At 60.6% G+C, this 22698-nt stretch carries 21 protein-coding genes and 1 pseudogene; 11 read left to right on the forward strand and 11 right to left on the reverse strand.

Annotation, left to right across the window (positions count from 1 at the left end):
* The first annotated feature begins 63 nt into the window (after nucleotides 1-63).
* From mnmE to OXI69_02450, 5 genes are all read left to right on the forward strand, one after another.
* A complete protein-coding gene (gene mnmE / locus OXI69_02430) occupies nucleotides 64-1437 on the forward strand; it encodes a tRNA uridine-5-carboxymethylaminomethyl(34) synthesis GTPase MnmE (protein ID MDE2664989.1) in 1374 nt (457 codons plus the stop codon).
* Nucleotides 1438-1467: 30 nt separating this feature from the next.
* Entirely contained in the window at nucleotides 1468-3321 is a 1854-nt protein-coding gene (mnmG, locus tag OXI69_02435) for a tRNA uridine-5-carboxymethylaminomethyl(34) synthesis enzyme MnmG (protein MDE2664990.1), read from the forward strand.
* Between the two features lie 8 nt (nucleotides 3322-3329).
* The gene (rsmG, locus tag OXI69_02440; GenBank protein ID MDE2664991.1) at nucleotides 3330-3989 is read left to right on the forward strand and encodes a 16S rRNA (guanine(527)-N(7))-methyltransferase RsmG; all 660 of its coding nucleotides are present in this window, start codon (nucleotides 3330-3332) and stop codon (nucleotides 3987-3989) included.
* 326 nt (nucleotides 3990-4315) lie between these two features.
* On the forward strand, nucleotides 4316-5101 hold the full coding sequence (locus OXI69_02445; protein ID MDE2664992.1) for a ParA family protein: 786 nt from the start codon (nucleotides 4316-4318) through the stop codon (nucleotides 5099-5101).
* Nucleotides 5070-5912 (forward strand): ParB/RepB/Spo0J family partition protein, encoded by an 843-nt coding sequence (locus tag OXI69_02450; GenBank protein ID MDE2664993.1) that lies wholly within the window; start codon nucleotides 5070-5072, stop codon nucleotides 5910-5912. Before OXI69_02445 ends, OXI69_02450 begins: the two co-directional genes overlap by 32 nt.
* Here OXI69_02450 and OXI69_02455 read toward each other — a convergent pair.
* The 5 genes from OXI69_02455 to pgeF all read right to left on the reverse strand — a co-directional run bounded on the left by OXI69_02455 (nucleotide 5902) and on the right by pgeF (nucleotide 9801).
* Complete coding sequence (locus OXI69_02455; protein ID MDE2664994.1) at nucleotides 5902-6624, reverse strand: hypothetical protein; 723 nt, start codon at nucleotides 6622-6624, stop codon at nucleotides 5902-5904. The two genes, OXI69_02450 and OXI69_02455, sit on opposite strands and share 11 nt — an antisense overlap.
* A gap of 47 nt (nucleotides 6625-6671) precedes the next feature.
* Nucleotides 6672-7373 carry a hypothetical protein gene (locus tag OXI69_02460; protein MDE2664995.1) on the reverse strand — a complete coding sequence of 234 codons (702 nt, stop codon included), beginning with the start codon at nucleotides 7371-7373 and terminating at the stop codon, nucleotides 6672-6674.
* A gap of 137 nt (nucleotides 7374-7510) precedes the next feature.
* Nucleotides 7511-8353 carry a sugar phosphate isomerase/epimerase gene (locus tag OXI69_02465; GenBank protein ID MDE2664996.1) on the reverse strand — a complete coding sequence of 281 codons (843 nt, stop codon included), beginning with the start codon at nucleotides 8351-8353 and terminating at the stop codon, nucleotides 7511-7513.
* Entirely contained in the window at nucleotides 8350-8748 is a 399-nt protein-coding gene (locus OXI69_02470; GenBank protein ID MDE2664997.1) for a response regulator, read from the reverse strand. Before OXI69_02470 ends, OXI69_02465 begins: the two co-directional genes overlap by 4 nt.
* A gap of 180 nt (nucleotides 8749-8928) precedes the next feature.
* A complete protein-coding gene (gene pgeF, locus OXI69_02475) occupies nucleotides 8929-9801 on the reverse strand; it encodes a peptidoglycan editing factor PgeF (GenBank protein MDE2664998.1) in 873 nt (290 codons plus the stop codon).
* Between pgeF and acpS the strand changes: the two genes are divergently transcribed.
* Nucleotides 9782-10159 carry a holo-ACP synthase gene (gene acpS / locus OXI69_02480; GenBank protein MDE2664999.1) on the forward strand — a complete coding sequence of 126 codons (378 nt, stop codon included), beginning with the start codon at nucleotides 9782-9784 and terminating at the stop codon, nucleotides 10157-10159. The two genes, pgeF and acpS, sit on opposite strands and share 20 nt — an antisense overlap.
* On the opposite strand, the gene mtaB is transcribed toward acpS, so the two are convergent.
* Complete coding sequence (gene mtaB, locus OXI69_02485; protein MDE2665000.1) at nucleotides 10104-11531, reverse strand: tRNA (N(6)-L-threonylcarbamoyladenosine(37)-C(2))-methylthiotransferase MtaB; 1428 nt, start codon at nucleotides 11529-11531, stop codon at nucleotides 10104-10106. The two genes, acpS and mtaB, sit on opposite strands and share 56 nt — an antisense overlap.
* Before the next feature lie 230 nt (nucleotides 11532-11761).
* On the opposite strand from mtaB, the gene lepB reads away from it, so the two are divergent.
* The gene (lepB, locus tag OXI69_02490) at nucleotides 11762-12502 is read left to right on the forward strand and encodes a signal peptidase I (GenBank protein ID MDE2665001.1); all 741 of its coding nucleotides are present in this window, start codon (nucleotides 11762-11764) and stop codon (nucleotides 12500-12502) included.
* A gap of 1 nt (nucleotide 12503) precedes the next feature.
* Here lepB and hemG read toward each other — a convergent pair whose 3' ends face one another.
* Nucleotides 12504-13967, reverse strand: coding sequence for a protoporphyrinogen oxidase (gene hemG, locus OXI69_02495; GenBank protein MDE2665002.1), 1464 nt, complete (start codon nucleotides 13965-13967; stop codon nucleotides 12504-12506).
* A gap of 248 nt (nucleotides 13968-14215) precedes the next feature.
* Here hemG and secA point away from each other — a divergent pair.
* The 3 genes and pseudogenes from secA (at nucleotide 14216) to guaB (ending at nucleotide 18629) form a co-directional block, all read left to right on the forward strand.
* Nucleotides 14216-16945: pseudogene (gene secA / locus OXI69_02500) on the forward strand (preprotein translocase subunit SecA).
* 63 nt (nucleotides 16946-17008) lie between these two features.
* A complete protein-coding gene (locus OXI69_02505; protein MDE2665003.1) occupies nucleotides 17009-17140 on the forward strand; it encodes an SEC-C metal-binding domain-containing protein in 132 nt (43 codons plus the stop codon).
* A 25-nt stretch (nucleotides 17141-17165) separates the two neighbouring features.
* The gene (gene guaB / locus OXI69_02510) at nucleotides 17166-18629 is read left to right on the forward strand and encodes an IMP dehydrogenase (GenBank protein MDE2665004.1); all 1464 of its coding nucleotides are present in this window, start codon (nucleotides 17166-17168) and stop codon (nucleotides 18627-18629) included.
* A gap of 99 nt (nucleotides 18630-18728) precedes the next feature.
* Here guaB and OXI69_02515 read toward each other — a convergent pair whose 3' ends face one another.
* Nucleotides 18729-18890, reverse strand: coding sequence for a hypothetical protein (locus OXI69_02515; GenBank protein MDE2665005.1), 162 nt, complete (start codon nucleotides 18888-18890; stop codon nucleotides 18729-18731).
* Between the two features lie 447 nt (nucleotides 18891-19337).
* Between OXI69_02515 and OXI69_02520 the strand changes: the two genes are divergently transcribed.
* Nucleotides 19338-19673: a hypothetical protein gene (locus tag OXI69_02520; protein MDE2665006.1), complete on the forward strand. Its 336-nt coding sequence runs from the start codon at nucleotides 19338-19340 to the stop codon at nucleotides 19671-19673.
* Nucleotides 19674-19711: 38 nt separating this feature from the next.
* Here the strand turns inward: OXI69_02520 and pnp are convergent, their stop codons facing one another.
* The 3 genes from pnp to OXI69_02535 form a co-directional block, all read right to left on the reverse strand.
* A complete protein-coding gene (gene pnp, locus OXI69_02525) occupies nucleotides 19712-21811 on the reverse strand; it encodes a polyribonucleotide nucleotidyltransferase (GenBank protein ID MDE2665007.1) in 2100 nt (699 codons plus the stop codon).
* Between the two features lie 119 nt (nucleotides 21812-21930).
* Nucleotides 21931-22200 carry a 30S ribosomal protein S15 gene (gene rpsO, locus OXI69_02530; GenBank protein ID MDE2665008.1) on the reverse strand — a complete coding sequence of 90 codons (270 nt, stop codon included), beginning with the start codon at nucleotides 22198-22200 and terminating at the stop codon, nucleotides 21931-21933.
* A gap of 109 nt (nucleotides 22201-22309) precedes the next feature.
* Nucleotides 22310-22698, reverse strand: a 389-nt coding sequence (locus OXI69_02535) for a hypothetical protein (protein ID MDE2665009.1), incomplete at its 5' end; no start/stop codon positions are given.

Below are 22698 nucleotides of genomic sequence, written 5' to 3' on the forward strand. Positions count from 1 at the left end.
CATGCTCGACTTTGAACCGGTTTCCAGCCACTAGGCGCCAGCGTTTGTTTCAGGTGAGTAATCATGCCCACCCTGATTGACGACACCATTGCAGCCATCGCCACCCCGAAGGGCAAGAGCGGCATCGGGGTGATTCGCTTGAGTGGGGGAGACTCCCGCAGGATCGTGGAGGCTGTCTGTGGCTGTCGGGGCAACGGTCTTCGGAACAGGACCACGCGATTGCGCAGGATAAGCCACCCCAAAACGGGGGAGGTTCTGGACCAGGCCATGGTGACCTATTTTCGGGCTCCACGATCGTTTACTGCTGAAGACGTGGTGGAGATCGGCTGTCATGGCAGTCCGGTGGTGCTTGAGGCCGTGATGGCGGCGTTGCTGGAAGCTGGCGCCCGAGTGGCAACGCCGGGCGAATTCACGTTGAGAGCCTTCTTGCGGGGCAGAATCGATCTGGTGCAAGCGGAGGCGATTCGGGACCTGATTGAGGCCAAGACACTGTTTCAGGCTCGAGTCGCGCGCCAGCAGGCAGAGGGATCGCTGTCTCGGCGTTTGAAGCCGATCAAGGAATTACTGGTGAGGTTGATCTCGTTGTTGGAAGCCGGGATCGACTTTGCCGACGACGACGTGCCGGTTCTGGCGGAGGAAGCCATACTGGACCAGTTGCGGCCAGTGGTCGCCGCATTGCAGGAGTTTGAGGACGGGTTTGGGCGGGGACGGTTGCTGAGCGACGGAATCACGGTAGCCGTGGTAGGCCGCACCAACGTAGGTAAGTCTACTCTTTTCAACACATTGCTAAGTCAGGAGCGCGCCATTGTCAACGAGCGTCCGGGAACCACGCGCGATGTGGTTGCGGAAGATGCTCAGTTGGGAGGGATCCCGGTGCGTTGGCTGGATACGGCCGGGATTCGAAGCTCGACCGATCCGGTGGAGCGCATTGGAATGGACAAGACCCGTGAGGTGTTGGCCGATGCCGACAGGTTGCTGCTGGTGCTGGACGGATCGGTCGAACAGGCGGAAGAGGACCGTAGGTTGTTGGAGGAGTTGAAACAGCACGCTTGCTGCCTGGTCATCAACAAGATCGACTTGCCGCAACGCTGGTCGGGGGAGCGATTGGGGGATATGGAGGCGCCCGTGGTCCGGGTCTCCGCCTTGACCGGAGAAGGAGTGGAAACGTTGCGGCAGGTGCTGCTGCAGGACCTGGGCCAAGGGAAGGCGGAGGAGGAGGGAGGGGCGCTGGTCACCAACCTCCGCCAGCAGGAACGGATCGGGCAGGCGTTGAAGGCGTTGAAGCGGGCGGACGGCGCGGTCGAGCAAGGATTGCCCCATGAAGTGATATTGCTGGACTTGCACGTAGCCTTGAGGGCGTTGAACGAACTGACCGGAGAGACCGGCATTGACGATATTCTGGGACGCATCTTTAGTACGTTTTGCATAGGCAAGTGACCTGGGGGAAGCTGCCGGCGAGGACGAGAGATGGGTAGCGGCACATTTCAAGACCATGATGTGGTAGTCATCGGCGGCGGGCATGCCGGAGTAGAGGCGGCAGTGGCGGCTGCGCGGATGGGTTTGGATACCGCGCTCTACACCATGAATGTCGATCTCATCGCGCAGATGTCCTGCAACCCTGCCATCGGCGGTATCGCCAAGGGCCATCTGGTGCGCGAGCTGGATGCACTGGGTGGCGTGATGGGAGAGGTGATCGATCGGACGGGGATTCAGTTTCGGTTGTTGAACCGTAGCCGCGGTCCGGCCGTGTGGTCGCCGAGAGCCCAGGCCGACAAGCAACGGTATCGTGTCGCCATGCGGGGATTGCTGGAAGGTGAGGCCCGTCTCGGAATCAAGCAGGCCGAGGTTGTAGATATCGTGAGAGAGAAGGGGCGAGTCAGCGGAGTTGAATTGGCAGACGGCCGCCGAGTGGGCGCCCGCGCCGTGGTGTTGACGACGGGCACCTTCTTGAACGGGCTGATCCATATCGGCGAGCGGAAGAGAGCTGCCGGCCGCAGCGGTGAATCGCCGTCAGTTCCGCTGGCCGAATCGATCAAGGCGATCGGTTTCAGTTGGGGGCGCATGAAGACGGGGACGCCGCCGCGCCTGGATGGACGGACGATCGACTTCGGGTTGGCCGAAGAGCAGAAAGGGGACAAGGACCCCACGCCCTTCTCCTTTAGAACCAAGCGGATAGACCAGCCTCAAGTCTCTTGCTTCATCGCCTACAGCAATCCACGGACGCACCAGGTGGTCCGGGAGAATCTGAACCGTTCACCGCTCTATAGTGGCCGGATTCAGTCGATTGGCCCTCGCTACTGTCCTTCCTTCGAAGACAAGGTGGTGAAATTCCCCGAACGGCCGCGGCATCAGATTTTTCTGGAGCCGGAAGGACTCGGAACCAATGAGATTTACGTCAATGGGCTCTCGACCAGCATGCCGCCGGATGTGCAGATGGAGATGGTCCGCTCCATTCGGGGCTTGGAAGCGGCCGAGTTGATTCGGCCGGGGTACGCCATTGAATATGACTACGTGGACCCCCGTGAGCTGTTTCCCTCCCTGCAAACCAAGCGGGTGGCCGGACTGTTTCATGCAGGCCAGATCAATGGGACCACCGGCTATGAGGAGGCGGCCTGTCAGGGGCTCATGGCCGGAATCAACGCGGCCCGCTGGGTAAGGGGAGAAGAGCCGGTCGTGCTGGGACGGGATGAGGGCTATATTGGAATCCTTGTCGATGACCTGGTCACCAAGGGAACCGACGAGCCCTATCGAATGTTCACTTCCCGGGCCGAATTCCGGCTGCAGTTGAGAATCGACAACGCGGATCGGCGGCTGACTCCTCTTGGGGGGAAGCTGGGACTGATCGGGAGGGACGATCTGGAGAGTTACGAGGCCAAGCAGCAGCGCATTGAGAAATTGCGAGCCGTGCTGGCGGAGATGCGCATTCACGTGGGAAATGGCAGGATTTCGGCAAAAGAAGCCCTGAAACGTACGGAATACCGCATTCGACAGTTCCTCTCGGAGCTTCCCGGGGAACTGCGGAAGGATCTAAGCGCAGAAGAATTGCGCTGTGTGGAGACGGAGATCAAGTATGAGGGATATCTGCGGCAACAGAAAGCGGACATCGAAAAGATAAGACGGGCTTCGGCCAAGGCGCTGCCTGCGGATATCGAGTATGGAAACATTGCCGGCCTTTCGCGCGAAATCGTGGAGAAGCTTTCCCGAATCCGGCCGCTAACCATCGGTCAGGCCAGTCGGATTCCAGGGGTGACACCGGCGGCGCTTGCCATCATCCATGTCCACTTGGAACTCGATCGGCGCAAAAGAAGAGAAAGGACCTAGGTTAGCGAATGTCAGCCGGCGGTTTCACCGAAGACCAAGGAGTGGAGGCCCTTTTGAGCCGGTGGGGGATTGCCTGCAAAAGACCTGTAGGGGATAGGGTAGAAGCCTACCTGGGCCTGTTGGAGCAGTGGAACCGGAAGGTAAACCTGACCGGACTCCGAAGCAGGGAGGAGATACTGAGAGACCTTTTTGCGGAGTCGTTCCTGGCTGCTCCCTTGCTGGCCGAACAAGACGGGCCGCTGCTGGACGTGGGCTCCGGCGCGGGCTTCCCGGGGCTGGCGTTGAAGATTTACCGTCCGGAACTTACTGTTTATCTTCTGGAGCCTCGAGTTAAACGGGCCAGCTTTCTGGAAACGGTTCGTCGCCGGCTGGGCCTGGAGGGTGTGTTTGTCATCGGCAAGCGACTGGAGGACTGCAGCTCTTGCGACTTCGGCCTTGCGCCGCGCACGGTAACGCTACGAGGCCTGGGTGCCATCGGAACCAAGGTTGCTTGGTGCGACAGGCTGATTCAGAGCAGCATCAAGTTGGTGCTGTTCACCACAAGGCGGATATGGAACGACGAGATCCGGAAATTGCCGGGAGTGGATTGGGCGGTTCCCATCCCGGTGCCTTGGAGCCGGCAGCGGCTGTTGGTGAGTGGCATCAGGGTAAACCAATGTTCCACGTGAAACATCACGACAGCGGAGGGTGAGTCGGATGGGTCTTGCCTCGGGGTTTCTGCGGGTGGAAGCGGCGCTTGGCGAGGAGCTTGTTTAAACCAACGCCCTGCCGCGAGTAACCGGTTCCAAGTCAAGCAGGTGTAAATGGTTTATTTGCGTGGATGAAAAGGACATACAGGACTATTTCGACGTTCCACGTGAAACATCGGGGGGGCGAAAGGCCGATCAGTTGAGTTTTTCAGGCCTTTCTGCTACTAGTGTCCTGCTTCCAGTGGGTTCAAACGGGACGCTCGCACTCAAAAATCCTTCAGATACCAGAATCGCAAGGGATTCTCTTGGCGAAAGTTATCGCCATCGCCAACCAAAAGGGTGGTGTGGGGAAGACCACCACCGGCATTAACCTGGCCGCATCCCTGGCCGCGGCCGAGATGAAAACCCTGTTGGTGGACTGCGACCCCCAAGCCAATGCCACCAGCGGCGTGGGGTTTTCAAAAGATGCCTTCAGAAAGAGCCTTTATCATCTCCTGTCCGGTGAGATCCGCTGGCAACAAGGGGTGCTCCAAACCGAACTGGAGGGGATGGATGTCGTTCCGGCCGATCAGAACCTGACCGGCGCGCTGGTCGAGCTTGTTGACGTCGACCGACGCGAGTTCCGGTTGAAAGAGGCGATCGCGCCTCTCCGCAGAAAATACCAGTTTGTCCTGCTCGATTGTCCCCCCTCACTGAATCTGTTGACGCTCAATGCCCTGGTTGCGGCAGACTCCGTCCTGATTCCCATCCAGTGCGAGTACTTTGCCCTGGAAGGAGTTTCGGAAATGCTGGAGACGCTCGTGCAGGTTCGCAGGCAGTGGAATCCGGGCTTGTCCGTGGAGGGGTTTCTATTGACCATGTTTGATGAGCGCACCAATCTCAGCCGGCAGGTGGCGGCGGACCTGCGCGCCTTCTTTGCGGGGCAGGTGTTCCGGACCGTCATTCCGAGGAATGTCCGCTTGGCGGAAGCTCCCAGTCACGGGAAGCCCATTATTCTTTACGACGTGAAGTCCAAGGGAGCCGGCAGCTATATACAATTGGCTCTGGAGGTGATCGATCATGGCACGAAAGGCGCTCGGAAAGGGGATTAGCGCGCTGCTGGGTGCGGCCAAGCCCGAGATGGATACGAGCTTGCGCGAGCTGGACGTGGCCTTGCTGGAACCCAATCCCTTCCAGACTCGAGAGATCTTTGACAAGGAGAGGCTGCGCGAGCTGGCTCGCTCCCTGGAGGTGAACGGGTTCGTTCAGCCCATTGCGGTTCGCCAGGTCGGGGACCGATTTCAGATCATCGCAGGAGAACGGCGTTGGAGGGCGGCTCAACTCCTGGGACTGCGCAAGATTCCGGCAGTTGTCAGGCCTCTTGACGACGACCAGTTGATGCAGGCCGCCCTGATCGAGAACCTGCAGAGGGAGAACCTCAATCCGATGGAGGAAGCCCGCGCCTACTCCCGCTTGGCTAACGAATTCGGGTTAACTCAGGAGGAAGTTGCCCGCAGGACCGGGAAAGAGCGCTCCACAGTGACAAACTTCTTGCGCTTGTTGAGATTGTCTGCGCCCGTCCAGGAGTTGGTCAAGGGGGGAAAGCTCTCCATGGGCCATGCCAGGGCGCTTCTGGCAGTGGATGATTCCCAGGCCCAGCTAGCGTTGGCTGCCGAGGCCTCCAGGCGGGGATGGTCGGTGCGGAGAATCGAGCGACTGATTTCTCAGCAAAAGAAATCCACCGGAAAGACGGAGGAGCCAAAAGGCCCGGACCCCAATGTCAAGGCGGCCGCGGCCAAGCTGGAGACATCCCTGGGAACCAGGGTGCGCATCGTCCCCAAGGGCAACCGGGGCCGGATAGAGATAGAGTACTATTCCCAGGAAGAGCTGCAACGCCTCTACCAGCGCTTGCTCAAGAATTAGGCTCCGATCGTGCTGACCTGCCGGGGCGAAATTCGGCGATAGAGGCCGGAATCGCCACGTCCTGGACAAACTTCATTCGAAACACCGTCCCGGCCGGCAGGCGGATTTCCTTGCCCCGGGTCAGCAGAATCCCCACGATGGCCCCAGCGACGGGTCCCGCGATGGCAGCCCCCAGGCTGCCCGTCGTTATGGCGATGGGAACCGAGGCCATGGACCCGATCGAGGCGCCCTGCTGGGCCCTTCCCAGATCGTGGCCGAGGTCCGGGTTGGCTATCAGCTTTCCTTCCTCGTCGGTCCGAATTTTCTCATCCTCGAAGATGTCGTCGGCTGCGTCCACCGAAACGGCAATCGGTTCAGTCCCGTAGTAGGTCTCCAAGCCGTCCATCAATGCGAAGAGCTGGGCCTTGCCCTTGACTCTTCCAGGCCGCTTGACGAGAGTGACCCGGCCCGAAAGCTCCATGCCTCTGGGCAGCACGTGCTCCCTGTCGATCCGAAGCGGTTCATACAGCGTCCAGTAGAGCAGGTCGCCTGCCTCGGAGAGCTTGGTGCTGACCGGGGTCTGCAAGGAGGCTTTGAACCTGGTTCCGGCCTGGATGGTCAGCGTTTGGTCGGAGGGGCCGCCGCGGTCCGAGGGTGTTTGGGCCACCAGCCCGACCGGCTGATGGACGGCCATCAGGATCGCGAGAGCCCAAAGAACAGAATCTCTTCTCATGGCGTTCTCCTGGTGCTTCGGTGGATGGGTGGAATTTGGACTAAACTCTACTTGAGCTCAATATCGAAATATAATAATTTTTGTTGTGTTCTATTGTTTTCTACGTCAGAAATAATTATTTTATAGCTGGCCAACCGTGACATCGTTCGAAAATCGCTCAAGCGCCGACTCTCAGGAAGCTGAAAAAAGACAAAACCCCAGGCCGTGGCGCGGGGTCGGATTCGGCGCTTGAGCGATTTTCGAATGATGTCGTCCTTGATCTCGAAAAAATGTTTTTCCACCCGGCTCCTACCCCTGACAAAGGGGGGCCTTGGGGACCTTGGCAGGGGAACCGGGCTGAGGTTCCCCCGGCGACGACGGTCTTGTCTCAGGATCAAATGGACCGCTTCTCTGGGCGACAGGACCTGCAGAGAGCCATATTCGGGATCCAGCAAGGTAATGCTTTCGACGTCGATGGAGAGTGCGTCAGAGCCCTGGTTGCTGATGATGAGGTTGATCGGAACCAGGCCCAGCTTGGAGAGGCCCTTGATGTCGAAGACTGTTCGTATCCTGGTTTCCGACAGATAGGGGTCGGCGGCGATGGTCACTGGCCCCTGGCTTTGACGAGAGGCGTACCCTTCCACCGGGCCGACCTTGACGGCCAGATTCTTGTAGGCCCCCGAGGCCGACCATGCCGGCAGCAAGCACCAGAGGCAGAGAAAAGAAACCGCGCGCAGGGCGGTTCGTCCGTCCGGTCGGCGATGCGGCATTCCGATGGCCCCGCTCCCATTCATGAATCCAAGCCCGCGTTTCTCCCGAGTCGCCGGCGACGAGCGGACCGGGTTCCTCTCTCCTGATGCCGGGTTGGGGTTGCGGGATGCTTCATTATAGCCGGTTCCGCACGAGGTCATGAGGCTGGGGATTCCAGTCCCTCCAGGACGCCTTGAAGATAACCGATGGCTCTGGCTGCCGCCGTGCTTCCGTCGGGCCGGTAATCGAAGGGTTCCACCGATACCGGGCCTTCGTACCGGTGCCGCCGCAGGGCTTGCAGGACGGGACCGAAGTTGAGGCTTCCCTGGCCCGGAGCCCGTCCGTTGGGATCGTTCAGGTGCACGTGGGCGATGGCTCCCGAAGGAAGCCATCGATCCACCAACTGCGGGAGGGGGGCCGATTCCGAGTGCGACGCGGCCCGGGTGTCGAGCATGGTGCCCAGTGAGGGGTTGGCCACGGCCTCCATCATTTCCACCGCGGTTCCGATGGTGTTGATGAAGTTGGTGTCGTGCGCCGCCAAGGGTTCGATGCAGTACCGGACACCGGCTTGAGCGGCCCTGTCGGCGACGGTTGCCCAAAGATCGCGGGCTCGCTGCCAGGCTTCCAGGGGATCTTCATCCGCCTTCACCTGGCGTTGCTTCGGAGATCCATGGACCAACACCTTGCCGCAGAGGTCGGCGCAGAGGTCGACGAGTCGCTTCAGGACTTCGATGGTTGTCCGGCGTACGCCGGGGTCGGCAGCGGTGATCGACAGCCCCGGCGGTGTCAGAAGCAGCCAATGAAGGCCCGTGATGGCTATGCCGGCGTCGGATGCCGCTCGGCGGAGCTCGGCCCTCCGGTCGGCCGAGAGGCGGTGAGGCTCCTCTCCGAGGGTGAAGGGAGCCAGCTCCAGACCGCTATACCCCAGTGCGGCCGCCCGTTGGCACTGGGCCGGGAACGGCAGGTCTCGCAGGACTTCGTTGCAGAGTGCGATCTTCATCCGGGTTCTCCTTTGAGTCGACTCTCCTGCCTAAGAGCCAGTTGAAGGATGGAAATCAGGCTGGCGGCAGTAAAAGGCTTTGGCAGGAACAGGATACAGCCCGAGGAAAAACTCTTCTGGACCATGCCGGGCTGGCTGCTGGCAGTGATCATGATAACCGGCAGATCCTTCAGGTTGGGGTCGGCCTTGATTTTCTCGGTCAGGGCGGGGCCATCCAGGCCAGGCATGAGGGCGTCGGTGATCATGGCGTCGAAGTGTGGTCCTCTCAAGCTTTCCAGGGCCTGTTGACCGTCGCCGGCGGTGGTCACTCGGTAGTTCCTTTGGGCCAGGATGGTCCGAATCAGGGCCAGAATATGGGGGTCGTCGTCCACGACCAGAATGTGTTTGTGGTCCATGGGGCGAATTTATGGTTGGGGGTCTGGTGAAGGAGGCGCAATGTGGGGAGGCCGTCATTCTACCCAAAGTCGGTTGGAATACAAAGCCCGGCAACGGTCGGCAAGCGCCCGGGCAGGCCCATAGTATGGCCCCATGCAGGGTGAGGCGACATCCTCCGCAGGCTGCGGAAGGGGGGGTGACTAATGAATCTTGCCGATGGCGGCCAGCATTCGTCCGGTGCTTTCTCCATCAGCCCGGTAGGAATAGAAGACATCCCGATGACAGGAGGTGCAGGGTGGATGGCTGAAAACGCCTCTGGCAGGGAGCCCCGCGGTTTCCAATTGACAGCGGCAGGCTGCCGACAGGTCCAGCATTCGCCGGGCGTCTGGAGGACCGGTTCCGGAGGAGAGGTCCCGTCCGGCAGGCTGGAAGTTTCTCCACAACTGGGGGCGGCCGGGGAAGGCCTCCTCGAAAGGCATGGCCACATCCTGGCCCACCTGGTAACAGCAGGGTCCGATGGAAGGTCCGATAACGGCAAGGCAATGCCGGGGATCGGAGGCGTATCGGGACTGCATGGCCTCAAGGGTCTTGGGTACGACCCCTGCCAGGAGGCCTCGCCAACCCGCATGCACGGCCGCCAGGATCCGTTTGGACTTGTCGACGATGAGCACGGGAAGGCAGTCGGCCACCTGGACGGCCAAAAGCACTCCGGAGCGACGGGTAATTACGGCATCCCCCTCCGCCGGCAGGTCTCCCGGAGCCAACCGATCCAGGCAAACGACGCCGTCGGAATGGCATTGGCGCAATCGCACCAGGACCATGGTGTTTCCGGCCAGGCTGGTAACAAAGGCGTTCTGAATCGGAACGGATTTGACATCCTCTCCGGATTGCTCGAAACTCGAAGCGCCGGGCAGCGGGTGGTCCCGCGACACGCGGTTTCGCAGGCTGAAACCGTGAACCAGCCAGGGGCAGGCCGCCAGCGCCGGGTGCTGCAGGCACAAGCCGCTTGGGGCCAGGCAAAAGGGATCTCCTCCGTGATGAGGCAGAAGAGTCGTGATCGTCGGTACCGGCATTGACCTTGTCGAGATAGGCAAGCTGAGAGCAGCCATGGAGCGGCGGGGTGACCGCTTGCGGAACCGGATATTCACGCCCGGCGAGATCCGCTACTGTGACGGGCGCCCAAACCCCTTTCAACACTACGCGGCTCGTTTCGCCGCCAAGGAGGCGCTGTTCAAGGCGATCGGGACGGGATGGAGCAGTGGCGTCGGCTGGCGCGATGCCGAAGTTCGCAATCGGACCAACGGCAAACCGGACCTTCTGCTCTCCGGCAAAGCCCTGGAGGTGGCTCGCCAACTGGGGGCTGCCCGCTACCGGATCAGCCTGTCCCACACCGATCGCTACGCGGTGGCCCAGGTAATCCTGGAGGGCTGAATGTCCGACCCTCGGGGGCGGCGGAAACGCAACCCGTGACACCCGTCGGGGTGAGTCCGGTGACACGCACCTGCAGCAGTTGATTGGGCTGCGGTTCGGCGCCGGCCAATTCGACCTGCAGGAAATTGGAACTCAGGGCTCGCCGGGTCGACCGCGGAGATTCGTCCTGGAGAGTGATCACCGGCAGATTCCGACCGACCTGGGACTCCCGAAAGATACGGTTCTTGACTTCGCCCAGCGTCCTCAACTCCAGGCTTCTGAGGGCCGCCACGGCCTTGGGCACCCCCGGCTCGAGCCGGGCGGCGGCGGTGCCCGGTCTCCTGGAGAAGGGGAAGACATGCAGGTAGGTCAGGGGTGAGTTACGGATCAAGTCCAGGGTCTGGGCATGATCTTCCTTTGTCTCTCCGGGGAATCCCACCATCACATCCGCTCCTATCGCCGCCTCGGGAACCCGCCGCCGGATCTTTTCCAGCAGTTCCAGATACTGGGTGGCTCTATAGGGCCGGCGCATGAGACCCAAGATGCGGCTGGAGCCGCTCTGCAGAGGCACGTGGAAGTGCTTGGCCATCCTGGGGGAGGTGGCCACCAGGTCGATGATCTCGTCGGTGACTTCCAGGGGTTCGATGGAGCTGAGTCGCAACCGCCGCAGGGGCTCTTGCAGAAGCAGCCGGCGGATCAGGCTCGCCAGACGGGCGCCGGGCTGCAAATCCCTCCCATAGCCGCCCAGATGGATTCCGGTCAGTACGATTTCCTTGTAGCCCTGGTTCAACAGGTGCCTGGTCTGGCGCAACACCTCGGTCAGGGGAAGACTGCGCGAATCGCCTCTTACAAACGGAATCACACAGTAGGAACATCGATAGCTGCAGCCGTCCTGCACCTTCAGAAAGGCCCTGGTTCTGCCGCCCCCTGACATGTCGGCAATGGATCGCAACTCCCGGGACTCGAAGATGCTGCTGCAGTAAACCTCGGCGCCGCCGGGCAATCGTGCTTCCGACTCCGCGCAATCGGCAGGAACGCCGTGAGGCACGTGCTTCTCTGCGACCAGGGCCGCCAGTTGCTGCTTGTGGGAGTTGCCGACAACGCAGGTGACACCCTCCATCCGGGCAATTTCCTCGGGCGCGCGCTGAGCGTAACAACCGGTCACCACGATGCTGGCTTCGGGGTTGTGACGGTGAATGCGCCGGATGGCCTGACGGGCCTGGGCATCGGCGGTCCGGGTGACCGTGCAGGTGTTGATGACCACGACGTCAGCGGTCACTCCCCTTCGAGTCTTCTCCAGGTTCTCCCGAAGGAGCGCCTGCTCGAGCGCAGCTCCATCCGACTGGCTGGCCCGACAGCCGAAGTTAAGGACCGAAAATGTCGGATTACCCATGGCAAGTTTCCGAAAAAATCCGAGAACCGACTGACCAGCGCGCCCAGGTGCGCCCATTGTCCGGCGGCAATCTTCTGGGTTGCCCTCGCGGGGATCGCGATCCCGCCAATCGGCCCCTGCCCTCAGTCGGGCCACACCCCGAGGGCGGCTTGAAGCGGTCGCTCAAAATTCCCTATAATAGCAGAATCGGTTCCGGGGAGTTCCCGCCGACGCGGGGCTTTGGGGGAAGGATGCCAGAGGAGAAAGAGGATTTCGTTCAAGAGTGGCCCGCCGAGGACGAAGCCAACCTGAAACCAGGAAAGGCGCGGCGCAAGAGCGCGGCCCGGGAGTGGCTCGAAAGCCTGGCATTCAGCCTGGTTTTCGTGTTCTTCTTCACCAAGTTTGTCGCTCAGGCCACTCAGGTTCCGACCGAGTCGATGAAGCCCACCATTCTGGTTGGGGATCATTTCTTCCTGGACAAGTTCGCCTTCCCGGCCAATTATCCGGATTTCCTCCTGAAAATTCTGCCGAATCGTGAGATCGAGAGGGGAGACATCGTGGCCTTCAAGCCTCCCCACGATCCCAGCGTGCCCTTTATCAAGCGCGTGATCGGCCTTCCCGGCGAGACCCTAGAGATCAGGGACAAATCAGTCTACATCGACGGCAGGAGACTCGAGGAACCCTATCAATACTTCGACCTGGGAGAGGACCGTTACGCACCCAAAGATTCCCACGGGCCTGTCCTGATTCCCCCGGACCACTATTTCATGATGGGCGATAACCGCGACAATAGCCACGACAGCCGGTATTGGGGGCCGGTGCCGAGCCGGAACATCATCGGGAAACCGCTGTTCATCTACTGGTCCTACGACGACGACCCCTACGATCCAAGCCCCAAATCCGTTCTACAGCACGCCAGGGAATACGGAAGCAAAGCCCTCAACTTCTTCAGCAGAACCCGCTGGTCCCGAACCGGTATGTTCTTGAAGTAGTTCACGTCCCCCGGTGAGAAATGCGGGCCAGCAACCGATCGGCGCACTGCTCGGCCCGTCGAACACAGTCCGGGATACCGATACCGGTGAGCCCGTTTCCCGCCAGCTGCAGGGACGGCCACCGGAGCATCCGGCTTTCAATCCGGGCCACCAGGTCCAGGTGCCCGACTCCATACTGGGGTATGCCCTCGGGGTGGCGTTCCACCCGGCTTAGCAGAGGCGCGCGGGTGATTCCCAGCAATTCTCCAAGGGTCCGACGGACCCGTGCAATCAACTCGTGATCGTCACCCTCAAGAGTTTCCGGGTGCAGCGCTCCGCCCACGAAAGCACGCAGGAGCGCCGTGTTCCCGGGGGCGCGTCCGGCGAACTTGCGGTGGCTGTAGCTGCAGGCCAGCATCGCCCCCTTTTCCACGGCCGGCACCAGGAAGCCGAACCCATCCATGGCGACGGGAACGTCCGCCGCCCGGTAGGCCAGGTTTACGGTTGCCGTGGTGGCATGGACCACGCTTCTCAAACTTGCCGCCAGGCTGGGTTCGAGGTCCTCCAACAAGTCAGCTGCCCGGCGGGCCGGAAGCGCAAGACAGATTCCGTCGGCCCGGATCGGGGAGCCCTTTTCCAGTTCGATCTCCCAACGGGGAGTCCGGTCCAGCCGCCGTAGCGACAGGACCTTGCAACCCAAATGGATCGACGGGGCCGGTATGGACTCCCGCAGTCGATCCACCAAAAGCTGCAATCCCTGATCCAGGGAGACAAAAAGGCCGTAGCGGGGACCGGCAGGGTGGCCATCAGCCGATGACTGTTGCCGCTTGCGGTCCCGCCACATGGCCAGCAGGAGGCTGCGGTGGCGTTCTTCCATTTCGAGAAACTGCGGGAAGGTTGCTCTCAGACCCAGCTGTTCAGGATCGGCGGTATAGATCCCGCCGACCAGGGGTTGGGCCAGGCGTGCCAAGGCTTCCTCTCCCAGGCGACGGCGAACGAAGGCGGCCAGGCTCTCATCGTGCTTGGCTGAAAGGGGCCGCCGGCGCGGCAGCACCAGGTCGGCCGCCATGCGGATCTTGCCCGCCCAACTCAGAAGGGGGGAGGCGGCAAAGGAGCCGAATCGATAGGGTGCGATCAGGTGGAACCCCTCCGGAACAGGCAGCAGCTTCCCGCCCCGTACAATAAGAGTCCTGCGATGGCTGGGTGAGGTGCCGATGAGGCTCCTCTCCAGCCCGAGGCGCCGGCAGAGATCCACCGCCCAGGGCTTCTCGGAAATGAAGGAATCGGGCCCTCCTTCCAGCAGGAATCCCTGCTCCTTTACGGTGTGGATGACACCCCCCAGGCGCCGGTCGGATTCGAACAAGTCCAGGCGGACGGGCTGGGGCAGCCTTGAGGCTCTTTCCAGCAATCGATGAGCCGCCGCCAGCCCTGAAATTCCTCCTCCAACCACAACCAACCGGTAAGGGGGCTTCGATGGGGAGTTCATGGGAGATTGGCCGACTTCGGAGGGGTGCGGAACGTACTGTAGTCGTCAATTCAACACTATAGGAGTCGGTCGAGGGCGCTGTCAAACCGGTTGACCAAGCGCAAATCGGCTGTCCGCGAAGGAAGCCGGAACGGCGCCGGCGCCATCGGTAAGGGGGCGTGCGGCCCTCCGGCTGACTCCTTGACTTTGTCTTGAATCCCCTCATAATTAAGGTTCTTGACGGCAGATCAAGGGGCCATTCTTTGGTAATCGATACCCTTCTCAAGACAGTTTTCGGCAGCAAGCACGAGCGGGACATCAAGGCCATTCAACCCACGGTTGATCGGATCAACGCCCTGGAACCCTCCCTCTCCGACCAGACGGACCAGGAGCTGCGTGCCCACACCGACCGGTTCAAGACACGGTTGGCCGCCGGCGAGACCCTGGAGGACCTGCTCCCGGAAGCCTTCGCCGTGGTTCGGGAGGCTGCCAGGCGGGTGCTCAAGATGAGGCACTTTGACGTGCAGCTCATGGGCGGCGTGGTGCTTCATCAGGGGAAGATCGCCGAGATGAAAACGGGAGAGGGCAAGACCCTGGTTGCCACGCTGCCGGTCTACCTCAATAGCCTGGAGGAGAAGGGTGTCCATGTCGTCACGGTCAACGACTATCTGGCTCGCCGCGACGCCGAGTGGATGGGCAGGGTCTACCGATTCATGGGGTTGTCGGTGGGAGTGGTTCAGCATGACATGGACGACGACGAGCGCCGCAAGGCCTACCAGTGCGACGTGACCTACGGCACCAACAACGAGTTCGGATTCGATTACCTCCGCGACAACATGAAGTTCGAAATCGGCGACCGGGTCCAAAGAGCGCATCACTACTCCATCGTGGACGAGGTCGACTCCATCCTGATCGACGAGGCTCGAACGCCTCTGATCATCTCGGGACCGGTAGAGAGTTCCCAGCAGAAGACCTACATGGCCATGCGGCCGTTGGCTGAACGCATCCGTGCCCAGCAGACGAAATTTCTGGGCCGTGCCTTGCGGGAGTCAATCCAGCAAATCGACTCTGACGGCCAGGCCACTGAGGAGACGCTGGAGAAACTGCTGCTGGTCAAGCGCGGCGATCCCAAGAACAGGCAGTATCTGGACCTGCTGGTCAAGCACCGTGATCTGAAAAAGAAGATCGATCAGGTCGAAGGCCAGCTCATGAGCAACAAGCAACTGTCCGAGTTCGACAACCAGCTCTACTGCTTTATCGACGAGAAATCGCACAACGTCGAGATCACCGAGAAGGGCCAGGAGTTTCTGGCGGGCGGACGCATGGACGACTACGTCATTCCCGACCCGGACGACCCGGACTACAGCGAGAAGCGCTACGTCGAAGTCACCGAGCGCCTGCACACCATACAGCAACTGGTCAAGGCCTACTGGCTCTACGAGAAAGACGTGCACTACGTCGTCAACGACAACAAGGTCACGATCGTAGACGAGTTTACGGGGCGCCTCATGCCTGGCCGCCGCTGGAGCGATGGCCTGCACGAAGCGGTAGAGGCCAAGGAGCGGGTCAAGATCGAAAGGGAGAATCAAACCCTGGCGACGGTCACGTTCCAGAACTATTTCCGCATGTACGGGAAACTGGCGGGAATGACCGGAACGGCCGACACCGAGGCCATGGAGTTCAGCAAGATCTATAAACTGGAAGTGGTGGTGGTTCCCCCCAACAGGCCCATGATCCGGATGGACTATCCGGACGTGGTCTATCGCACCGAACCGGAGAAGTTCAGAGCGGTGGTTGAGGAGATCCGGGAGCTGCACGAGCAGGGCCAACCGGTGCTGGTGGGGACCATTTCCATCGAAAAGTCGGAGCGATTGAGCGGATTGCTCAAGAAGTCAGGGGTAAAGCATGTGGTGCTGAATGCCAAGTACCATGAGAAGGAAGCCGAGATCGTGGCTCAGGCTGGACGCAAGGGGGCGGTGACCATCGCCACCAACATGGCGGGTCGCGGGACCGATATCGTGCTGGGCGGCAACGCCGAGTTCCTGGCCAGGGAACGGCTGCACAAGCAGGGTGTGGACCTGGCGACGCTCACCCAGGAGGAGTGGGAGAGGGCGCTCGACGAGGTCGACCAGCAGTTTCAGCAGGGTCGAGAGCAGGTGATCGCTGCCGGGGGGCTGCATATACTGGGAACGGAGCGTCACGAGTCCCGGCGCATCGACAACCAGTTGCGCGGCCGCTCAGGGCGCCAGGGGGATGTCGGGAGCTCCCGGTTCTACCTCTCGCTGGAGGACGATCTCATGAGGATCTTCGCCAGCGAAAAGGTGTCCAGCATCATGCAACGTTTGGGGATGGAGGAGGACGTTCCCATAGAATCCCGTCTGATCAGCAAGAGGATTGAATCGGCTCAAAAACAGGTCGAGGCCCACAACTTCAGCATCCGAAAGCATTTGCTGCAATATGACGACGTCATGAACCAGCAGCGCAAGACCATCTACGGACTGAGGGAACAGTTCCTGAGCAAGAGCGACCAGAAGGAGTACCTGCTCGAGTTGAGCGAGGACGTCATCGGCGGGTTCATCGACAGCTACTGCGACGCCGACAGCGATCCCGAGGAGTGGGACGGCGAAGGGCTTCGCAAGGCCGTGGCCCAGCAGTTCGGCCTGGATCTGCGTCACGAGAACATCCAGGTGGAGCAACTCAATCGGGAGGAGCTGCTGGAGGCCATTTGCGCCAGGGCCAGGGAGAAGTACGAACGCAAGGACGAGGAAATCGGCTCGCAGGAGATGCGCCAGTACGAAAGGCTGATTCTGCTCAATGTCCTGGACGCCCATTGGAAGGACCATCTGCTGGCGATGGACCAATTGAAGGAAGGGATCGGATTACGGGGCTATGGTCAGCGAGATCCCCTGGTGGAGTACAAGAAGGAATCCTTCGCTACCTTTGAACAGATGATGGATGGTATCGAAGAGCAGAGTCTACGTTATCTTTATCTGCTGCAGCCGGTTGAAGACAGGGACAAGGTTCGCGAGATGGAGCGCCGCCAGCGCAAACAGGAAATGGTGATGGGGGCTGCCGAGGAAGCGGCCGAGCCGCGCAGGCCCGTCATTCGAGGGCGGAAAATCGGCCGCAACGAGCCTTGCCCCTGTGGTAGCGGCAAGAAGTACAAGAAGTGCTGCGCTCTGACTGCGGCTTGAAGAAGGAAACGGTAAGGGAGTGTCCATGTTGACCAGGGAGGTGCCTGAAGGCTTGACCTTTGACGATGTCCTGCTGGTCCCCCGGAAGTCGGACATCGCGCCCGCCGAGGTGTCTACCCGAACCCGGCTGACCCAGCGCATCCAGCTCAACGTGCCCGTCATCAGCGCGGCCATGGATACCGTCACCGAAGCCCGCCTGGCGATTGCCATGGCCCAGCAGGGCGGCATCGGCATCATTCACCGCAATATGTCGGTTGAGCGCCAGGCCTCGGAAGTGGACAAGGTCAAGCGTTCCGAGAGCGGAATGATCGTGGATCCCATCACCATGTCCCCGCAGAATCGGATCTACGAGGCCCTGGAAATGATGAGGCATTACAAGATCTCTGGTGTGCCCATCACCGAGGACGGCAAGCTGGTGGGGATCCTGACCAACCGCGACCTGCGCTTTGAAGACCGCTTGAACCTGCCGATCTCGGAGGTGATGACCAAGGAAAACCTGATCACCGTTCCCGTCGGGACCACGCTGGCCGAAGCCGAGGAAATGCTGCACCGGCACAGGGTGGAGAAGCTGCTGGTGGTCGACAGCAAGTACATGTTGAAGGGCTTGATCACGGTCAAGGATATCCAGAAGAAGCTCCAGTACCCCTTTTCGGCCAAGGATGGCCAGGGGCGTTTGCTGGCGGGAGCGGCCCTGGGCGTCACGGGCGACTACCTGGAGCGGGCCGAGGCCCTGGTGAGCGCCAACGTGGACGTTCTGGCCGTGGATACGGCCCACAGCCACTCCCAGCGGGTGATGGATGTGCTCAAGGAGATCAAGCGGAAGTTCCCGGAGACGGATACCATCGCCGGCAACATCGCCACCGCCGCGGCCGCGGCTGACATGATCCGCTGCGGCGCCGACGGCATCAAGGTGGGTATCGGTCCCGGTTCCATCTGCACCACCCGGGTGGTCTCAGCCGCCGGGGTCCCGCAAATCACCGCGGTGGCGGAATGCGCGCAGGTTGCCAAGGATGCGGGAATCCCGGTGATCGCCGACGGGGGAATCAAGTTCTCCGGGGACATCACCAAGGCCATCGCCGCAGGTGCCGACAGCGTCATGATCGGAAGCCTCTTCGCCGGAACCGACGAAAGCCCGGGGGAAACCGTGCTCTATCAGGGTCGAAGCTTCAAGGCCTATCGGGGCATGGGATCTTTCGGAGCGATGCAGGTGGGGAGTAGGGACCGTTATAGATTAGGCCAGGATACCAGCGCACAGAAGCTGGTCCCGGAAGGCATCGAGGGCCGTGTGCCCTACAAGGGGCCCTTGGCGGGAGTGGTGGCTCAACTGGTAGGTGGCCTGAAAGCCGGAATGGGCTATGTAGGGTGCTCAGGAATCGAGGAACTCCAGGAAAAGGCCCGTTTCATCAGGATCACCTCCGCAGGCCTCAAGGAAAGCCACGTCCACGATGTCATCATCACCCGGGAGGCTCCCAACTACCGCCTCGACTGAAGCGCCCCGGGTGGGAGCAGGATCCTGGCCTGTTCTCCCAACTTGTCCTCACCCGACCTCCTCTGCATAACCCGAGTTCGCCGCCGCGAGGATCCGCTCCTAGACCAGGCAGCCCCCATTGGGGACCCTGAAGCTCCGGCGCAGGATCGGGAGCTTCTTGTCCTGCTTAAGGAGATGATTGATCTCCTGCCAGGAATCTGCCGCCAGGTCATCGAGCTGCGCCTGTACCAGGGGTTCTCGACCAAGGAGATCTCCAGACACCGTCACATCTCCCGCGGGAATGTCGTCGTCCGCATGAATCGTGCCATCAGCATGATCAAGCGGCCCATTGATGCGCGGGCGGGCTCATTATCGCTACAACTCCGCAGACAGTCCTGAACGGTCCCTCCCCTCAAAAAATTGTAATAAATCCCTATTTCGATTGTTTATAGGAGTATAGGGACGAAAGTTACGTCGATACGGACAAACTTCTCTTTTTCAGCAACGAATCTGCGCTCGTCTCAAAAAGCACAGCCTCCCCGTGGGAAATGAGGGTTCGTCGCGTCCCTGAAAAGAACACCGCTATTTCCGGGTAACCCTTTTGACGGTGTTGCGCATCAGAGATATTTGGCAGTTACGTAGGGCGTCAAATCGCGGCTTGTGTTCGACATCCGCGGGTCAGGGCGCGCGCCTCAAATCTCACACGATTCCCTGATACGGGAGGGCGTTATGGAGCTAAGGGATTGCAAGTTCTTTTACGGGGGGCAGGAAATGAGCTTCTCGGTGTTTTCGAACGATCCTTGCCGAGCTCGATATCTCGACAGCGTCTCGGTGCCCCTGGTTCAGACTCGAGTCGATATTTATCGGATCGAGCCGGGGCCGAAAACCCGTTGGGTTCTGATCAGGCAAAAAGGCGACGAAGAGGATCGCTTCAGGCTGTTTGTTCGTCAGGGCGACAGGTTTGTGGAGAGCCGGCAACAGGCTCTGTCGAAGGAATTGCGTGACGAGATTTTCGGCAGATTCCCCAACCTGACGGGTGAATTTCACCCGCCGCTGGCGGCTTGACCGGCGCGGAACTCACCGGGTCGCGCCGGGCGCTTGCCTCAGGACGACTTTTGCCGCTGTTCCCGCAACACGGCCTTGCGGCTCAGCTTGATCTTCTGGCCGTCAATCCCAATGACCTTGACCAGCAGCTGATCCCCTTCCTTCAACTCGTCCCTGACCTGCCGAATTCGATGCTCGGCGATCTCGCTGATATGAAGTAGGCCGTCCGTCCCGGGAAAGATTTCCACGAAGGCGCCGAAATCCACCAGGCGAACCACCTTGCCCAGATAGATCTTGCCCATTTCCGCCTCGGCAGTGATGTCCTTGATGATCTGAATGGCCTTTCGGGCTGACGCCTCGTCAAGTGCGGCGATGTTGACCTTGCCGTCGTCTGCGACGTCGATCTTGACCCCGGTCTGTTCGGTGATACCGCGAATCACCTTGCCCCCGGGACCGATGACATCGCGGATCTTCTCTCGCTTGATGCGAAGGGAATAGATCTTGGGAGCATATTTCGAAGTGTTGCTCCGGTGGGCTGAAATGGTGTCCAGCATTCTGTCGAGGACGAAGAGCCTTCCCCGCAGCGCCTGCTGGAGGGCTTCACTCATGATTTCCATGGTCAAGCCGGCGATCTTGATGTCCATCTGCAGGGCCGTGATTCCCGATCGGGTCCCGGTGACCTTGAAGTCCATGTCTCCGTAGTGGTCCTCGGCCCCCGCGATGTCGGTCAGGACGGCGTATCGGTCTCCTTCCTTGACCAACCCCATGGCAATGCCGGCGACCGGCGCCTTGATGGGAACGCCGGCATCCATCAGGGAGAGGATGCCGCCGCATACGCTGGCCATTGAGGAAGAACCGTTGGACTCCAGGATGTCGGAGACAATTCGAATGGTGTAGGGGAATTTGTCCTCGGCGGGAACCACCGGCAGGATGGATCGCTCCGCCAGGGCGCCATGGCCCACCTCCCTGCGCCCGGGCCCTCGCATGAATCCCGTTTCGCCCACGCTGAAGGGAGGGAAGTTGTAGTGGAGGAGGAACCGCTTGGACGACTCGCCCTCCATGATGTCAATCTTCTGAATATCGTCCGAAGTGCCCAGGGTCGCGGTGACCAGGGCCTGGGTCTCGCCGCGGGTGAAAAGAGCTGAACCGTGGGTGCGGGGCAAAAGGCCGACCTCGCAGGTGATGGGTCGGACGGCGTCGAACTCACGACCGTCCGGGCGCCGCTTGCGTTCGAGGATGTCGTCGCGGAAGATCTGTTCCTTGATGCGATCGAAAATAGCCGCCGCATCGCTTCTCAAGTCGGCCGACTCCTCCGGGTAGCTGCTCAGCAGGACTTCCTTGACCTTGTCGACCTGATCGTAGCTTCCTCTCTTGCCGTGCTTCGTGGTGTCGAGAGCGTCCCGTAGATCGGCTGACACTTTGCTGGAGATCTGATTGAAGAGTTTCTCGTCGACCGGGCGCGAATCCAGGGGGCGTTTCCGGACGTTGAGGCGGGTCGCCAGTTCCCTTTGCAGGGGGACAATCTGCTTGATGTGTTCGTGTCCGAAAGCCAATGCTTCAACCATAGTGGCCTCGGAAACCTCTCGAGCTCCGGCTTCTACCATCACGATGCCGTCTTCACTGCCGGCAACGATCAAGTTGAGCTGGCTTTCCTTCAGATCGTGGCTGCTGGGGTTGATCACCAGGCCGCCCCCGACCAGACCCACGCGAACCGCGGCGATGGGGGTCTCAAAGGGGATGTCGGACACCATCAGGGCCGCGCTGGCACCCGTGATGCCGTGAATGTCGGGGTCGTTCTCTCCGTCCGCGGAGAGCACCAGGGCAATGATCTGGGTGTCGCAGCGATAGCCCGACGGAAACAGCGGCCGTATGGGACGGTCTATCAGGCGACTGGTCAGAACCTCCTTTTCGCTCGGCTTCCCCTCGCGCTTGAAGAAGCCCCCCGGAATGCGTCCCGCGGCGTAATAGTTTTCTCGGTAGTCTACGGTCAGAGGAAAGAAATCCACGTTGTCCCGGGGCTGTCTTCTGGAACAGGCGGACACCAACACCACCGTATCTCCGTAGCTGACCTGAACGGCGCCGTCAGCCTGGCGGGCGATCCTGCCCGTTTCGATGGTGATTTCCTTACCTCCGATGAGGGTGCTGGTTTTCTCAATCATTGAAGTGTTTCCTGGCCCGGCTTGTTGCCGAAACTAAAATAGCGACTGCGGGCATCACATTCGGCAATGCTCGGAGTCGCTATTTCATTGTTCAAGCTCGAATTGTCTTTCCGGGCTCGCTACTTGCGTATTCCAAGTCTCTGGATGACCGTTCGATAGCGTTCGACATCCTTCGTCTTCAGATAGTCCAATAGACGCCTGCGGTGCCCGACCATCTTCAGCAGACCGCGGCGAGAAGCATGGTCCTTCTTGTGTTCCTTGAAGTGGCCCGTCAAGTAGGTGATCCGCTCGCTCAGCAGGGCAATTTGGACTTCCGGCGACCCCGTATCCGTGGGATGGGTCCGGTATTTCTGAATCACTGAGCTCTTGAGATCCGGTGTCAGTACCATGAATTCGAGGAGAGGATCCTTTCCTTCCAGGCCGATAAAGCAGGCGGAATGTAGCATAGTCGGATCCTCGAAGTAAAGTGAAATCAGGGCCGAGACCGGCTTGGCCCAATTACAGAACCAGCTTGGGGAGAAGGCGGACCACGCCCTGCTCGCCGCGCCCGCCCGGGTGCCGGAAGGAAGCCATTTCAGCCAGTCCCAGCAGCAGGCCCGAGTCGGAAAGGACCCGGATCATGGGGGTGTCCGAATGATCGAGGGGAACGTTTCTGACTCCCAGCGCCCTTCCGTGGGCAAAGGCTTCCCGCTCTTCCGCCGAGACACGAATGCCGGGCATATCCTCCAACATGGAGTTCATGGAGAGCAGAAACCGGGCCCAGTCCTGGGGAATTCGGCCCTGGGGCAGCGGACAGGCCATCGACAGCGAGAACTTTCCCGAGGAGAGGCGCCGCAGCCTGGAGAGATGGGCTCCACATTCCAGCTTCTGTCCCAGTTCGTGGGCCA

The organism is Acidobacteriota bacterium (assembly GCA_028875575.1).
Classification (GTDB): domain Bacteria; phylum Acidobacteriota; class Terriglobia; order Versatilivoradales; family Versatilivoraceae; genus Versatilivorator.